The organism is Corynebacterium sp. ACRPS (assembly GCF_022346005.1).
GTDB lineage: Bacteria > Actinomycetota > Actinomycetes > Mycobacteriales > Mycobacteriaceae > Corynebacterium.
The window spans coordinates 86,843-101,498 of the sequence record NZ_JAKRMY010000003.1 but is presented as its reverse complement, the minus strand read 5'-3'; the positions used below and the strand labels follow the sequence as shown (position 1 = coordinate 101,498).

Here is a 14,656-nt window from a genome sequence, read left to right as displayed (position 1 = left end):
GCAGACTGCGATCTCACCCCAGGCCGTTGGGGCCGAATGGGCCATTATAAGTGCTCGGCTAGTCGCGCCACGGCCGCGGGGTTTCCCACCTCTTCTGGGAGCCAGGGGATCTCGTGGACCGGGGTACCTGGAAGCTTGTCGTGCAAGAGCGCTAAGGCTTCATCCTCTGCGGCGCGCCGGGCGGCTAGGAACTCGCCTTGGTCCGCGGGCGTGCGGCGGTTGACCAGCATGGATCCCACCCGCACTCCATTGCCTGTGAGATCCGCGTGGAACTCGGAGGATTCTAAGACGGGCAGGCGCTCGGCGGTGAGAACGATATGGAACACGGTGCGCTGAGAGGTCAGCGCAGCGCGCAGGTGCTCGAAGCGCTCGCGGCGCTGGAAGAGCGTGGCTCGGATTTCCTGATTGCGCCGGTCCACCGGATCGTTATCGGCACCGGACTCCGCGGACATCCCGCGCACCAGCGAGCCGAATTTATCGGACTTCTCGCGCCGGGCAAGCAGCCCATCGGTATAGGCCGCCATGATTTCCGGCAGGGCCATCAGCCGGGAGGTGTGACCGGACGGGGCGGTATCGAAGATGAGGTAGTCATACTCGTCCGCGTTAGCGACCAAGGTGGCCATGCGCTCCAAGAGCGCCGCCTCCTGCGTGCCGGGGGATTGCCGGGCCAAATCTAGGTGCTTTGTTACCTCGCCGTGCAAGTGCTCCGGCATGAACCGGCGCATCGAGGCGCCCACGGTCGTGAGGTGTTCCTCGGTGGCCCGGGCAGGATCGAGCTCGATGGCGGAGAGGGATGGGGTGAGGTGAGAGGAGGCATCGGAAAGCGTGGCATCAAAGATATGCCCCAGGTTGTGCGCCGGATCCGTGGAGACCAAGAGCACGTTGTGGTCCTGGGAAAGGGACAGGGCCGTGGCGGTGGCGAGGGTGGTCTTGCCCACGCCGCCCTTGCCGCCAAAGAACATGATGGGCGCGGTTTCTAGCAGCATTGAATATTCTCCAGGGGTGATTTATCCATGCCCATGCGTGTGTGCCAGGCATGGAAATCTTCGTAGACCAGCGGCAATAGCTCCAGCGTGTAGTAGCTGGCGGGGTTGGGGATGCCGAGCGCCTCCGAGGCCACCAGCATCATAAATAGGTCATCTTCTTGCTGCTGGGCCTTGGCAAAGACGGCGCGGTACGGGGCCTGGTAGTACTCATTGAGTCCCGCGCCGAAGGCCTTAAGCTTGTCGAGCATGCTGGGGAAGGGGAGCGTCGGTATCGTCATCGGTCCACTCCAGCGGTGGTTCCTTGCGCGCGTTGGAGATGGCGCCGATCGACTCCACGATGACCCAGATGGAGGCGATGACGATGACGACGTCCATGCCGAAGAGCAGCCAGTTCTGATCCGCAAACAGGGATTTCAGCTGTAGCAGCGCTGCCCACAGCGACATGATGGTGACGAAGATGAGCGGGATGATAACCGGCAGGGTAGGCCGGCGCAGGTGGGTGAGGATAACCACGACGATGGCCAAGGACAGGCTGGCCATGAGCTGGTTGGTGGTACCAAATAGTGGCCAGATGGTCATGCCACCGGAGCCATCCGCACCGGCGGAGAAGGTCAGGCCGAAGGCCAGGCCCACCGCGATGATGGTAGAGACCAGCGCCGTAATGCGGATGCCCATGATTTCGCCGATTTCCTGGACCACGATGCGCTGCAGGCGCACGCCGGAGTCCATGGTGGTGGCGGCGAAGAGTACGGCCATGGTCGCCAGGATGGTGGCAGACAATGAGGTGGGAATGCCCAAGCCCTCATTCATCAGCGCGCCGCCTCCCTGCACGAAGGCGTTGACGCCGCCGGCGTTCCACTCGGCGTAGATTTCCTCCCAATTCGCCAGGGTCTTAAAGCCGGCGGTGGTGGCGATGATGGTGCCGAGCGCCAGCAGACCCTCGCCCACCGCGCCGAAGTAACCCACGAAGCGAACGTCGGTTTCCTTATCAATCTGCTTCGACGAGGTACCCGAGGCCACGATGCCGTGGAAACCAGAGATGGCGCCGCAGGCGATGGTGACAAAGAGCAGCGGGAAAATGCCCGGGGTTCCGTCAGGAACGTTCTCGCGCACGGCAGGGGCGGCAAGCTCCGGACGGGTGATAAGGAAGGAGCCGTACAAGATGATAAGACCGACGAAAAGCTGCAGGCCATTGATGTAATCGCGCGGCTGGAGCAGTACCCACACCGGCAGCAGCGAAGCGATGAAGGCGTAGATAAATAGCAGGATGATCCACACGCCGTTGGCGGGAATACCCAGGACCGTCTCTGGCAGCACGACCGGGAAGCGGTCACCCAGGACCATCAGCGAGTACAGCGCCACCACGCCCACGAGGGAGACCAGCGGCAGGTTCCAGTTCAGGCGGTAGATGGCCTGCCCAATCAGCAGCGCGACGGCGATGGCGCCCCACGTGGGAATGACCGCCGAAGGCGTGGAGATAAGCAGGTTCGAAATCACCACGGCGAAGGCAGCATTGACCATGAGCAGCAGCAAGAAGATCACAATGAGGAAGAGGTTGCGCCCGCGCTTGCCGATGTAGCGCCCCGACAACGTACCAATCGACTGACCCTTGTGCCTTTGCGAGGCCCATAGCGCGCCCAGGTCGTGCATGCCGGCGATAAAGACGGTGCCGAACGTGACCCACAGGAATGCCGGGAGCCAACCCCAAATGACGGCCACTGCCGGGCCGATAATCGGTGCCGCACCCGCCACGGAGGTGAAGTGGTGGCCCCACAGCACGTATTTATTGGTGGGAACGTAATCCACGCCGTCTTTGAGGCGGTGCGCCGGGGTGGTGTAGTTCTCTGATAGCCGGAAGATGCTCTTGCCCAGGAATTTGGAATAGAGCAGGTAGCCGGCCAGCATCATCGCCACGCCGATGATGACAAGGATGAGAGAGTTCATGGCTGTGTCTCCTTGCGCGTCGAAGGTGGGGTGTTGTGTATCACAGGTCTGAACAGTATGTCACGGTTCACACAAATTCTTGCAGTGCGGGTGGATTAAGGGGGTGGTGTCCCACTATGTGGACGCGGTGGAGGGGCTTATGCGTTCCTTTGCGCGCTCGGCGTGGCTTGGCGGACATATCTGGGCCAAATCGCGGGTAGCGGGCGGGATTAAAGGACCCTGCTGGCGCGGCATGTAGCCAGTAGTGCCGAAGTACCGTGGTTAACGGCGAAGGCTCAATCGACTGGACTTATGGAGGAGTCGTTATCTCGCTTCCTGCAGTTGGGACCCCTTTGGTGGCGGCACTTGTAAATCTTGACGAAATATCTCAAAAATTTCCGAACAGCGGCTTTTTGGCGAGGTAGCGAATGATTCGATTTTCGGTCTGGCTAGTCTACTGGAGCTCGAATTCTACAACGTCAACTTCGTCTGTATCCGCTAATCCGGGGTAGTGAGTATCTAGAGCTTCGTGAAGCTCGGATAGAGAATTGAACCCGTCATTTTTAGCTTGCTTTTCCGACAGCAGCCCGCGCTGGGTAGATACAACGGCTGTGACCTGTGCGGGTAAGCTGACGACTTCCCCGGTTTCCTTCTCAAAGACTATTTGGGCTTTTCCTTCATTGAAGGGATCATCTACTCGGATTGTTTGACGCTTTTCTCCGCTCCGAATGGAATCCTCGTAGCCTTCCCACATGTAGATGCGCTGCTCTTTTTCCAAGTCTTGCAAGTTAAACGCGAATGGAAGAAGTTCTTCCACAGTGGGCGCAACGAGGCCGTTGCTTCCGCGCACAATACACTGGATAGATGGATCGACATCAAAAAGTACCTGGCGGCATTTACCACAGGGTGAAATTACTTGTCCGGTAGGTCCATATATGGCGACTACTGCTTGGATGGGATCCCCTGGATAACTAGCGGCATGGTTTGCTAAAGCAGAGACTTCGCCACAGGGGCCACCAAGGAAATGGTGTGCGTTTAAACCGAGAACGTGTTTTCCTGATTTGGTCAGGAGAGCTGCGGCTACGGTGTGGTCTCCTCCGTCTTGGAAGCGCTGCGCATGGGCGGCTGCTTTGGCTGTTAATTCCCGAAGTTCGTTAGTAATCACGCTTTAATGGTAGTAACTACTAGCAGCTTCGATCTGAAGTGTCCCAGATTTTCCCATCTACTCAAACGGAACAAAACCTGGGACACTTCAATGTCGGATATTACCTACCTGCGCACCGGTGAAGGATGGTTGTACTTGTGCGCGGTCCGCGATGGTCATTCCCGCAGGGTACTGGGCTGGGCTATGGATAGCGTGCAAGACACAAGTTTGGCCGAACGGGCCCTGCGGATGGCGTATACATTGCGCGGTGATGTTCCTGACGGGCTGGTGTTTCACGCCGACCGGGGAACACAATTTACCAGCGAACAACTCTGGGAGGCGTGCCGCAATCTGGGCGTTGCTCAATCCGTGGGGCGTACCGGGGTGTGTTTCGATAATGCGATGGCCGAGTCGTTCTGGTCGACGCTTAAGACCGAGTTCTACGACCGGAAACGCTGGGCAACCCGCGATACTGCGCGTCAGGCTGTGGCTTACTGGATTGAAGTAGTCTACAACCGTCGGCGCCGGCACTCCGCCCTTGGGATGGTCAGCCCTGTCGATTTCGAAAATCACATCACCCAAACCAGAAACGAAGAAAAAATCGCTGCCTAACCGCTAGGTAGCTCTACTACGTGTCCACGATTTGCGGGCAACCCCACTCGCATCTGACACTAGACAGTAAACTCTTATTAATATAAAGTAAGGCTATGCTAAAATCGTTTACAAAAGGGCGTGTAGTTCTCGCGCTCGTATTCGCCTTAGCTCTAGGGGCAGGCCTTGTGGCGTGTTCTTCTGATTCTTCTTCTACGGAAGAGAACGGAGATAAGAAGATCGAGCGAGTTGTGGCGCTCGATTGGCGCTACGAGGAAATCCTCAAGGCTCTCGATGTGGACCCAGTGGGAATCGTGGAAATCGGTAAATCGGAAGCGCCGACCACCTTAAAGGGCCAGCTGGAGCAGGCCACCTCAGTGGGTCAAGCCAAACAACCGAACCTAGAGGTTATCCAATCCTTGGAGCCAGATCTGATCCTGGCTAGCCCTACCCGCCAGGCCAATATCATGCCACAGCTAGAAGAGATTGCGGATACCGAATCCTACTCAGATGAGACTTACTCGGACGTGCTGGATTCGATGGATGAGATCGCGGCCAAGCTTGGCAAAGAGGAAAAGGCCAAAGAGGTCCGTCAGCGCATCGAGGACAAGATCGCTCAGACTAAGGACACGGTAAAGGCAGGCAGCCGTGCTGTTGTGGCCGGTTGGTCCAGCGAGCTGCTCTATACCTGGGTCAATCCTTCCTTCCCCCAGTCCCTGCTGAGTGAGGTGGGCTATGACTACGCCTTTGAAGGTGAGAAGTCATCCATCGAATCCAAGACCGATGTAGCGGAACTGACTGGCGATAAGCTCCCCGGTATGAAGGCTGACCGGGTCTTTATGTACAAGGACGTCGATGCGTTTAAGAAGACGCCCTATGCTAAAGGGAGCGGTGACATCGTAGAAGTAGACCAAGATATCTGGTCACGCGCCCGCGGGCCGCTTTCTGCTGAGCACATGCTCGATGACATTATTACAGCTGAAAAGTAGTGGCACTACGAACTAAAACCGGTTCCTGCTTGGTCCTTGCCACCGCTGCCGTCGTGTTCGTGTGGTGGTGGCAGCTTCGCCATGTTCAGGTGCCAGTTGATGCCCCGTGGCTGGAAGAAGAGCTACATAGCGTGGCTTTTGACCGCCTCCTTGCTACCACGGTGGTTGGTATCGCGTTAGGTGTGGGTGGGCTATTGCTGCGCACGGCCACCGCGAACCCGCTTGCCGATCCGTCCATTACTGGTGTGAACTCCGGTGCGGCACTCGGTGCAGTCGCAACCGCAATGTTTATAGGAAGCGAAACCTCGAGCGTCGATCAGCTGCCCGGCGCACTGTTGGGCGCAGGGATTGCTGTGGGGGTGACTGTGGGCGTCGGTAAGAGCGGTGAGATCCAGCGCATGGTGCTCGTTGGCGTTGCCGTTTCCACGCTGTGTAGCGCTTTGACCTCCATTTTCCTAGTGATCGATGAGGCTCAACTGGCTACGGTGATGTCATGGCTTTCTGGGCGGCTTGCCGGAGTGCGCCTGGTTGATATTACCCCCGCGCTGGTTTCCGTGCTGGTCGTGGTGCCCTTGACCTTAGTCAGCGCGAAAAGATTGGACTTACTCGTAGCTGGTGATGCCGTGGCCGGTGCTGTAGGCGCGAAGCCGGAGCGAATTCGGTTGGCTGCCATTGTGGCGGCGGTAGTGCTCATTGCTCCGGCGGTGGCCGCGACTGGGCCGATTGGGTTCTTGGGGTTAATGGCCGCAGCAGTTGCGTGGCGCGTATGTGGTCCGCATCACCGCACGGGGCTGTGCGTGGCTGGAATTGTTGGAGGGGCGGTGCTCCTAGTAGCTGATTTGATTGGCCAGGCAATCTGGGCGCCGGCCGAGACCCCAGTGGGCATCGTGACTTCTTTGGCTGGCATGCCATTAGTGTTGTGGTCCGTCCATGCGCTGGGGAGGAGGAAGCATGCGGCATAAGAGATTTGTTGGGGTGCTAGTAGTACTCATCCTGGCGTTGGCGTTGAGCGCAATCATCGGCATGGGCGTCGGTGCGGTGATGAAACCGCCGGGCGAGGTGATCACCGCCTTCGTTACCGGAGAGCCGCTCATCTGGAAGTACCGCGCCCCGCGGATCTTGGTGGGTATATGCGCAGGCGTTGCCATGGCCGTGTCCGGCTGCCTATTGCAATCTGCGCTGCGCAACCCCTTGGCTGCACCAGATACGGTGGGTATTACCTCCGGCGGTGGACTCGCGGCCGTTGCGGTACTCATGGGAGCAGGTGCCCTGCCGGCCCATCTGTTGACTTTTATTGTCTTTATCGGCGCGTTGGCGGGAACTGCGCTGGTTCTCCTCCTCGCTGGACGTGGGGCGAGTGATCCGGTACGCCTGCCGCTTACCGGGGTAGCGGTATCGTTTGGGCTGGGCGCAATCACCGAACTGTTGCTGGTGCGCGCCGCCCCAGAAGCGGGCGCGGCCATGACATGGCTGAAAGGTTCGCTTTACGCCCGCTCGCTTGGCGATGCCACTATTGTCGCCCCCTTTATCCTTTTCGCCCTAACCGTTGCGATGGTGGTGGCAAAACACCTGGATATGCTGGCGCTGGATGATTCCACCATGGCCGGTATCGGTGTTAGGACTAGGACGTGGCGCCTCGTAGCCATCGCCTTGGCCGTCATCCTCGGCGCCGCAGGGGTTGCTGCGGCTGGGGTCTTGGGGTTCGCCGGGCTTATCGTCCCACATGCTGCCCGTTTGGTGGTCGGTACGAATCTGCGCCGGCAAATACCCGTGGCGGCGCTCGGCGGCGCGGTCCTTGTCACCGCATGCGATTCGGTAGGCCGGTGGGCCTTTGCGCCCACGGAAATTCCCGTCGGTGCGCTCATCGCGTTGATTGGCGCACCTTACTTCATTTTCTTATTGACTCGGCTCACCCGAGTGCGAAACGGAGGCTAGACATGACACTGACGTGTAGCGCATTAACCGTGGGCTACGGTGGTCCAGATGTGGTTAAGAATGTAAATCTCCACTTAGCCAGCGGTCAAGTAACTGCCCTTATCGGGCCAAATGGCTGCGGTAAGTCGACGCTTCTCAAGACCTTGGGCCGCCAACTTACACCCAGCTCAGGTGCAGCCTACCTCTTAGGAAAAGATATCAGCGAGTATTCCTCGCGCGCTTTTGCCCGGGAAGTTTCTTTCCTGCCACAACACCCCGTGGCCCCGGAAGGTGTAGTAGTGCGCGATGTCATCGGCTACGGCCGCTATCCCTATACGGGGGCGCTAGCAACGATGCGGGCCGGAGATCATGAAGCGGTTGAGCGTGCAGCCAGACGTGCTGGGGTGAGCGAGCTGCTTGATACCCCCGCCGCAGACCTTTCGGGCGGCCAGCGCCAGCGCGTTTTCCTCGCTATGACGTTGGCGCAAGAAACACCAATTACCTTGCTTGATGAGCCAACTACTTACCTCGACCCCGCGCACCAATTGTCCATCTTGGACCTCATCCGAGATCTTAACCGTGCCGAGACTACGGTGGTCATGGTGGTCCACGATATGGTCCATGCCGCGCGTTACGCCGATCGAATCGTAGCTATGCGTGAGGGGCGCATTGTGGCCGAAGGGCCCACCGAGGAAGTTATGACCGCTGAACTCGTACGCGAAACCTTCCATGTTGAGTGCCTAGAGATGACTGATCCATCTACCGGTCGACGCTTCCCCATACCCATTTCCGTTCACGCTCCTGAACTTTTTGGACCCCAGAAGGAAGAAGATAAAACTCTTTAAAGGAACACGTAGTAATGGAAAACGATCTAGGCCACGAGGTCGACTCGAACCGCGCACTTAACTTTTGACAACTCCTTAGGGACCATAGTCAGCAAGAATGTTCCAGCCCGATCTCTCGGCACACCAACGGTCACTGGCCTGTAGTTAGAATCCACGGTTTTCGGGTAGGTGCCGTTGCGGTAATTGTCTGTTCCAGCAGCAGCTTTGCCTTCCCCATCGCCGGGCTCATAGCCAAGGTGGGCATCCATCTCAGCATTTAAACCTCTAGTGATCGAGACTTGCAACATGCCCCGAACCAGGTCGTTGGCATCCGTTGTAGACGTGCCTAGGTCATCAATCAGTTTCGCGATTTCAGGGTTAGCAAGAAGCTTCTTTTCAATCGCATCAATCTTGGCCTTATCAACTTAGATCTCGTCGTGCCACACTAGTCATTCTGGCTTATCTCCTTATGCAGGTTGGGAACCTACACACAAACCATTAGACACTCTCTCAATAGCGGCCACCGAATCTGCATAGGAGACTTTGACATGCGCAAAGCCACCTCCCCAATAGAACCGGACGAATAAAGGAAACAGCCGAGCCGACTCCGTCGGCCCGCCGCAGTACCAACTACCCAGAACACAGCAGTACCGAGTCCCCAGTACACCGGTACCAAAACCTCGCATCTGACAGCGCTATCACCGCACGGTAATCCGTCGTAACCGGAGTCCTTCCGGTACGTGCCGCACCCGAGCGGTGTATCTCCCGGAATGAAGTGTCCCGAGCATTGTGAACTGCTACCGGTTTCACACTCAAGCGCTACCGGATGGTCACGACACTGCTACCAAATAGCCGGTCACAACAGATTCCATCACGGTGAAGTGCATGCCACATTGTCCGCACGCCTAAGACACCGTCATTATCCCGATGAATAGCACTAATGCGTTCAATTAGCACAACCGTCACGAAGGCGACGAGCACTTAAGCCCTCGGGCTTTGGACTGGCGATAACCACGCGAGGTGATAAACCCGCCAGCCCGGTTATTCTCTTAACGCCAGTGCAGATGAACTCGACAGAGAAATGATTCCGGTATTTATCGATGAACCGGATCATAATCGAGGCTTGGGGCCTGGTCGTGAGGCGAAAAAGCTGACGCGGCCTTCAGCAACTCGTTGGTATCTCGAAGCTGGTGATTTTCGCGGCGTAGCCTGGCATTTTCGGCAGCCACGTCTTCAGGAACAGGTTCTGGGGTTCTTCCTGCACGGCGAGCAGGCTTAAGTCCATTGACGAGCTGTGTGCCATGAAACCCCCAACTTTGAAGCTACTGCCTAGCATGCGGGGCGCATTGACATGTTTTCCGCCACGATGCGGTCCTCTACAAGACGAACCACACGGTCCTTTAAATCCTGATCAAAATTTTTCTTGGCATGTTCCAGATTTTCCCATCTACTCAAACGGAACAAAACCTGGGACACTTCAATATGTCAGTTTAGGCATCACACACTTGTTTTCCTTTTAGAATAGGTATAAAAACTTAGCTATAGAGCGGGACAGTACCCGCAGCTACAGAATACCGGCGTTGAGTCAGTATCTCAGGGCCGGATTCTTTTTATAGGTGGGGAAGCGCAGGCTTAAACGAGGGTTAAACGATATTTTGTAGGAATCGTTAATGTTCTCGGTCGATACAGCGTCATGGTGTGTACTTGCTGTCTGTGCGCTCTTTCGTTGCTTTGGCAGACATGGCTGGGCCAAATCGCGGGTAGCGGGCGGGATCGACTACCCTTGGCTAACGTGAGCGAGCAGAAGAATACTGAAGTAAACGATGTCCCTGAGCAGCTGCGCATCCGCCGCGAAAAGCGCGACCGCCTGCTCGAATCCGGCGTGGAGGCCTACCCGGTATCCGTCGAGCGCACCATCGCGCTTAAGGAACTGCGCCATGATTTCCGCGTAGTGGCCGAGGGCGAAGAGCCGGGCAATGAAGAGGGCGTGACCTACCTGGAGCCCGGCGAGGAAACCGAGGTCACCCACGCCATCGCTGGCCGCCTTATCTTCATGCGCAATACCGGTAAGCTGTGCTTTGCCACCTTGCAGGACGGCGATGGCACCCAGATGCAGGCTATGCTTTCGCAGGCCAAGGTGGGCAAGGAGCGCCTCGATGCCTGGAAGTCCGACGTGGACTTGGGCGACTTCATCTCCGTTAGCGGCCACGTGGTTGCTTCCCGCCGCGGCGAGCTGTCCATCATGGCTGAGGAATGGACCATGGCGGCCAAGTCCCTGCGCCCGCTGCCGGTGTCCTTCGCGGATATGGCTGAAGATACCCGCGTGCGCCAGCGCTATAACGACCTCATTATCCGCGAAGAGGCCCGCAAGAACGCCATGGTGCGCGTGAAGGTCATGCGCGCGCTGCGCAATTACCTGGAAAGCCAGGACTTTGTAGAGATCGAAACCCCGATGCTGCAGACCCTGCACGGTGGTGCGGCCGCTCGCCCGTTTATCACCCACTCCAATGCGCTCGATATTGACCTCTACCTGCGCATTGCCCCGGAGCTGTACTTGAAGCGCGCCGTCGTCGGTGGCATCGACCGCGTCTTTGAAATCAACCGCAACTTCCGCAATGAGGGCGTGGACCGCTCCCACTCGCCGGAGTTCGCCATGCTGGAGACCTACGCCGCCTGGGGCGATTACAATGATTGCGCCCGCATGACCCGCGAGTCCATCCAGTCCGTGGCTCGCGAGGTCTTTGGTTCCACCACCGTCACGCTTGCCGACGGCACCGATTTCGACTTCGGCGGCGAGCAATGGCCCGAAATCGAGATGTATCCTTCCCTGAACGAGGCCTTGCAGCGCAAGTTCCCCGGTCAGCCGGAGGTCACCATCGATACCGACGTGGAGACCCTGAAGGGAATTGCCAAGGTCATCGGCCTCGACGTGCCGAAGGGGGAAGGCTGGGGCCACGGCAAGCTGGTGGAGGAAATCTGGGAGGTCCTGTGCGAGGACCAACTGGAAGGCCCCATCTTTGTGAAGAACTTCCCGGTGGAGACCTCCCCGCTAACCCGCCAGCACCGTTCCGAGCCCGGCGTGACCGAAAAGTGGGACCTGTACGTGCGCGGCTTCGAGCTGGCCACCGGCTATTCGGAGCTTGTCGATCCCGTCGTCCAGCGCGAGCGCTTTGAGGATCAGGCCCGCCTAGCCGCCGGCGGCGATGAGGAAGCCATGGTCTTGGACGAGGACTTCCTCGCCGCAATGGAACAGGGCATGCCGCCCACGGCCGGTACCGGTATGGGCATGGACCGCCTGCTCATGGCCCTGACCGGCCTCGGCATCCGCGAGACCGTGCTCTTCCCGCTGGTAAAGCCAGAACAGAAGTAGCCATACCCGGCGCCCACTCGGTGCCCGCCCACGCGGGCACACGTTAGCGCCCCGACACCGGCTGCAGCCTTCCTTTGGCTGCAGCCTTTTTGTTTGCCCATTGCACCCGTCGCATGTGCCTCGCAGCCCGAGTCGCACGCCTACTTCTGCCTACCTCTGCCTACCTCTATCGACTTCACAAAAGTGCAACCTCCTCGGTGATATCTGAGCGAAAAATGCTACATTTCAGGGCCGAGTTTGCTCAGTTATCACCGAGGACCTATTGCATAGGAGGGTGCACAAAGGAGGTTGCGCATCAGACGCTGCACAATCCAGGCCGAACGGGAGTCGTTGTGTCTTGCAAACCGGGCCGCGAAAGGTGGGAGTCAAGGAGTACCTGGTGTTCTCAGGAGCCATCCGTGGCAAGCGGTCCAGCGGAGGTATCGCCGCGCAGGCGCTTGATGATGTTTTCTGCAGAAATCAGGCACATAGGCACGCCGACGCCCGGCACGGTGGTCGCACCAGCGTAGTAGAGGCCGGCCACCTTGCGCGAGGCATTGCGCCCGCGGAAGAATGCAGATTGAAATAGCGTATGCGCTGGCCCCAAAGCTCCACCTGACCAGGAGTGATAGCGCTCGGCAAAATCGGCTGGTCCGAGACTGCGTGTGATGGTGAGTCGCTCGCGGAGGTCAGGAATATCGGCGGTGCGGGAAAGCTGGTCGAGGGCGGCATCGGCAATAGCAGCAACGCGCGGGGAAGCCTCGGAGTGGTAGGCATCGCCGTGCCCGTAGGCTTCTGCAGCGGGTACGGGGATGAGGAAGAACAGGTTTTCGTGGTCTTCCGGTGCGACATTCGCGTCGGTGGCAGAAACCTTCGAAACGTAGATGGACTCAGAGGCGCCGAGGGGACGTTCTGGGTCCGGTGCGGAAAAGACCGCGCGGAAATCGGGGTCCCAGTCCTGGCTGAACAAAAAGGTATGGTGAGCTAGCTGCGGGAGCTTGCCCTGCACACCGGCAAGTACCACCACGGTGCCCAGCCCCGGATTGCGGCGGGCCCAGTAGCGCTCCGGATAGGTGCGCAGTTTCCGGGGAAGCAGCTGATTTTCGGTATGGTGCAAATCCGCGGCGGAGACCACAATATCGGCATCGATATGCCCGGTTGTCGTGCAGACGCCGGTGGCACGTGTGGAAGACCCGCTGGCGGTGGTGATGGCGGTGACCTCTTCGCCCAAGCGGAATGTGGCGCCGAATTTTTCTGCTTGGCGGTAAATGGCCTGCACCACTGCGTGGAATCCGCCGAGGGGGTAGCGCACGCCTTCCACCAGGTCGGTATGGCTTAAAAGGGAATACAGTGCTGGGGCCGCGGCGGGCTCGGAAGAGAGAAAAACCGCTGGGTAGCTCAGAATCTGGCGCAGGCGCGTATCCGAAAATTGCCCGTTGACGTGCTTTTGCAAGCTGGTAGTCAGCAGCGCTGCAATCCGCGCTAGCCGATGCCGAATATCTGCATGCACCAGGTTCAACGGCGCCGAAAATGTGGTGTACAAAAAGTGATCGAGCGCTACGTGGTAGGCGTCGCTGGCATCTGCTAAATAAGTGCGCACCTGGCTGCCGGCACCTGGTTCAATCGATTCGAAGAGGTGGGCAACGTTATCGGTCCCGGAATGTACATCCACGGGGGTGGGGCGCGCGGCGGTGCCAGGAGCGGACTCGCCGGGGCCGCCGGTATAGACGCGGTAATCCGGCGAGAGTCCCACCAGATCCAGTTCCTTTTCTGTCGAGGTACCGCAGAGGGAAAAGAAGTGGTCGAAGGCATCCGGCATGAGGTACCAGGACGGTCCGGTATCCCAGCGGAACCCCGCCTCCGTATAGCTGCCTGCGCGTCCGCCTACCTCGTCTAAGGAATCTACGACGGTAACCTCGTAGCCCTCTTTTCCCAGGAGGGCAGCGGTGGCAAGGCCGGCGATGCCGGCCCCGATGACGACAGCGTGCATGATGTTCTCCTTAGTATTCAGTCTTCGGCGGGGTTCTTCATCTACGTGCGATGCGCTATCGCACCGCACGCACCGCACGCACCGCACGCACCGCGCGGGCGGCCAGCCACGCCTTGGTGCGATTCGGCACGGATATGCGGGTGGTTTTTAACTCCGCGGCGGGGGTAGCGGCGAGCTGGTTGGTGAGCTCGGCAAAGATATCGGCGGCCGCGCGCACGCCAACGCGGGCGGATAGCGGCAAGAGGTGTATAGCTTTTTCGGCGGCGGCGAGCTCGCGGCGGATTTCGGCGATGAGGGCGGACTTGGCGGCCTCGGAAAGCTCGCCACCAGCGGCCTGCGGGAAATAGGCCCGGCCCAGGACCGAGGAGTCCTCGCCCAGATCCCGCAGGAAGTTAATCTTTTGAAACGCGGAACCCAAGTAGCGCGCACCGCGGTCCATCGTGGCGCGATCGGCGGCGGAGACGGTCTCTTCCGCCAAGAAGACCTGCACGCACAATAAGCCGATGACCTCGGCGGAGCCGTAGATATACTCGGCGAGCTCGGAAGCGGAATACTCCCGATGGGTGAGATCTGCGCGCATGGAATCGAAAAAAGCCACGAGATGATCGCGCTGGAAGCCGCAGCGCCTGGCGGTAATGGCATAAGAGTGCACGACGGGATCGGTGTGCAGCCTTTTCTCCGGCGCCGCCAAGATAGCGGCCTCGTAGGCATCGAGCGCGGCGGCGGCATCGATGCGGGCTTGATGTGCGGTGCCATCGACAAGCTCGTCCGCGATGCGCACCACGGCATAAAGGTGGCGGATGTCTTCGCGCACCCGCCCGCGCAACAGGCGCGTGGCCAGGGAAAAACTGGTGGAATACTGCCCCATAACCCGCGCGGCCGCGCGCGAGGCCGCCTGGTCATAGCGAGTCAACATACTTGCAAAAGTAGCACGCGCCCAAAGCGC

13 protein-coding genes and 2 pseudogenes are annotated in these 14,656 nt (G+C 58.9%); 7 read left to right on the top strand and 8 right to left on the bottom strand.

Annotation, left to right across the window (positions count from 1 at the left end):
• Nucleotides 1-44 precede the first annotated feature (44 nt).
• The 4 genes from MHX65_RS02740 to MHX65_RS11595 form a co-directional block, all read right to left on the bottom strand.
• A complete protein-coding gene (locus MHX65_RS02740; RefSeq protein WP_239268435.1) occupies nt 45-986 on the bottom strand; it encodes an ArsA family ATPase in 942 nt (313 codons plus the stop codon).
• Complete coding sequence (locus MHX65_RS02735; RefSeq protein ID WP_239268433.1) at nt 977-1,234, bottom strand: cory-CC-star protein; 258 nt, start codon at nt 1,232-1,234, stop codon at nt 977-979. The genes MHX65_RS02740 and MHX65_RS02735 overlap by 10 nt, the downstream gene beginning before the upstream one ends.
• On the bottom strand, nt 1,218-2,930 hold the full coding sequence (locus MHX65_RS02730; protein ID WP_005284818.1) for a carbon starvation CstA family protein: 1,713 nt from the start codon (nt 2,928-2,930) through the stop codon (nt 1,218-1,220). The genes MHX65_RS02735 and MHX65_RS02730 overlap by 17 nt, the downstream gene beginning before the upstream one ends.
• Before the next feature lie 433 nt (nt 2,931-3,363).
• Nucleotides 3,364-4,074, bottom strand: coding sequence for an ASCH domain-containing protein (locus tag MHX65_RS11595; RefSeq protein ID WP_034657790.1), 711 nt, complete (start codon nt 4,072-4,074; stop codon nt 3,364-3,366).
• Between the two features lie 90 nt (nt 4,075-4,164).
• Here MHX65_RS11595 and MHX65_RS02720 point away from each other — a divergent pair.
• The 5 genes and pseudogenes from MHX65_RS02720 to MHX65_RS02700 form a co-directional block, all read left to right on the top strand.
• Nucleotides 4,165-4,665, top strand: a pseudogene (locus tag MHX65_RS02720) (IS3 family transposase); the annotation flags it as partial.
• Nucleotides 4,666-4,760: 95 nt separating this feature from the next.
• A complete protein-coding gene (locus tag MHX65_RS02715) occupies nt 4,761-5,633 on the top strand; it encodes an ABC transporter substrate-binding protein (protein ID WP_239268432.1) in 873 nt (290 codons plus the stop codon).
• Nucleotides 5,633-6,595 (top strand): FecCD family ABC transporter permease, encoded by a 963-nt coding sequence (locus MHX65_RS02710; RefSeq protein WP_370658456.1) that lies wholly within the window; start codon nt 5,633-5,635, stop codon nt 6,593-6,595. The genes MHX65_RS02715 and MHX65_RS02710 overlap by 1 nt, the downstream gene beginning before the upstream one ends.
• Complete coding sequence (locus tag MHX65_RS02705) at nt 6,585-7,568, top strand: FecCD family ABC transporter permease (RefSeq protein WP_239268430.1); 984 nt, start codon at nt 6,585-6,587, stop codon at nt 7,566-7,568. Before MHX65_RS02710 ends, MHX65_RS02705 begins: the two co-directional genes overlap by 11 nt.
• A gap of 2 nt (nt 7,569-7,570) precedes the next feature.
• A complete protein-coding gene (locus MHX65_RS02700) occupies nt 7,571-8,392 on the top strand; it encodes an ABC transporter ATP-binding protein (RefSeq protein ID WP_239268428.1) in 822 nt (273 codons plus the stop codon).
• 74 nt (nt 8,393-8,466) lie between these two features.
• On the opposite strand, the pseudogene MHX65_RS02695 reads toward MHX65_RS02700, so the two are convergent.
• Both MHX65_RS02695 and MHX65_RS11590 read right to left on the bottom strand, forming a co-directional pair.
• Nucleotides 8,467-8,824, bottom strand: a pseudogene (locus MHX65_RS02695) (transposase); the annotation flags it as partial.
• Nucleotides 8,825-9,190: 366 nt separating this feature from the next.
• Entirely contained in the window at nt 9,191-9,328 is a 138-nt protein-coding gene (locus MHX65_RS11590; RefSeq protein ID WP_349819793.1) for an IS3 family transposase, read from the bottom strand.
• 124 nt (nt 9,329-9,452) lie between these two features.
• Between MHX65_RS11590 and MHX65_RS02690 the strand changes: the two genes are divergently transcribed.
• On the top strand, nt 9,453-9,650 hold the full coding sequence (locus MHX65_RS02690; protein ID WP_156907259.1) for a hypothetical protein: 198 nt from the start codon (nt 9,453-9,455) through the stop codon (nt 9,648-9,650).
• A gap of 513 nt (nt 9,651-10,163) precedes the next feature.
• Nucleotides 10,164-11,741: a lysine--tRNA ligase gene (gene lysS, locus MHX65_RS02685; RefSeq protein WP_034657788.1), complete on the top strand. Its 1,578-nt coding sequence runs from the start codon at nt 10,164-10,166 to the stop codon at nt 11,739-11,741.
• A 385-nt stretch (nt 11,742-12,126) separates the two neighbouring features.
• Here lysS and crtI read toward each other — a convergent pair whose 3' ends face one another.
• The gene (crtI, locus tag MHX65_RS02680; RefSeq protein ID WP_239268425.1) at nt 12,127-13,710 is read right to left on the bottom strand and encodes a phytoene desaturase family protein; all 1,584 of its coding nucleotides are present in this window, start codon (nt 13,708-13,710) and stop codon (nt 12,127-12,129) included.
• 55 nt (nt 13,711-13,765) lie between these two features.
• Nucleotides 13,766-14,626 (bottom strand): phytoene/squalene synthase family protein, encoded by an 861-nt coding sequence (locus MHX65_RS02675; protein ID WP_023023924.1) that lies wholly within the window; start codon nt 14,624-14,626, stop codon nt 13,766-13,768.
• Nucleotides 14,627-14,656: the final 30 nt, after the last annotated feature.

What these genes read in the sequence shown, in the direction of transcription:
- MHX65_RS02740 (WP_239268435.1), bottom strand. Translation starts at nt 986, where the DNA reads ATGCTGCTAGAAACCGCGCCCATCATGTTCTTTGGCGGCAAGGGCGGC.
- MHX65_RS02735 (WP_239268433.1), bottom strand. Translation starts at nt 1,234, where the DNA reads ATGCTCGACAAGCTTAAGGCCTTCGGCGCGGGACTCAATGAGTACTAC.
- MHX65_RS02730 (WP_005284818.1), bottom strand. Translation starts at nt 2,930, where the DNA reads ATGAACTCTCTCATCCTTGTCATCATCGGCGTGGCGATGATGCTGGCC.
- MHX65_RS02715 (WP_239268432.1), top strand. Translation starts at nt 4,761, where the DNA reads ATGCTAAAATCGTTTACAAAAGGGCGTGTAGTTCTCGCGCTCGTATTC.
- MHX65_RS02705 (WP_239268430.1), top strand. Translation starts at nt 6,585, where the DNA reads ATGCGGCATAAGAGATTTGTTGGGGTGCTAGTAGTACTCATCCTGGCG.
- MHX65_RS02700 (WP_239268428.1), top strand. Translation starts at nt 7,571, where the DNA reads ATGACACTGACGTGTAGCGCATTAACCGTGGGCTACGGTGGTCCAGAT.
- MHX65_RS02690 (WP_156907259.1), top strand. Translation starts at nt 9,453, where the DNA reads ATGATTCCGGTATTTATCGATGAACCGGATCATAATCGAGGCTTGGGG.
- crtI (WP_239268425.1), bottom strand. Translation starts at nt 13,710, where the DNA reads ATGCACGCTGTCGTCATCGGGGCCGGCATCGCCGGCCTTGCCACCGCT.
- MHX65_RS02675 (WP_023023924.1), bottom strand. Translation starts at nt 14,626, where the DNA reads ATGTTGACTCGCTATGACCAGGCGGCCTCGCGCGCGGCCGCGCGGGTT.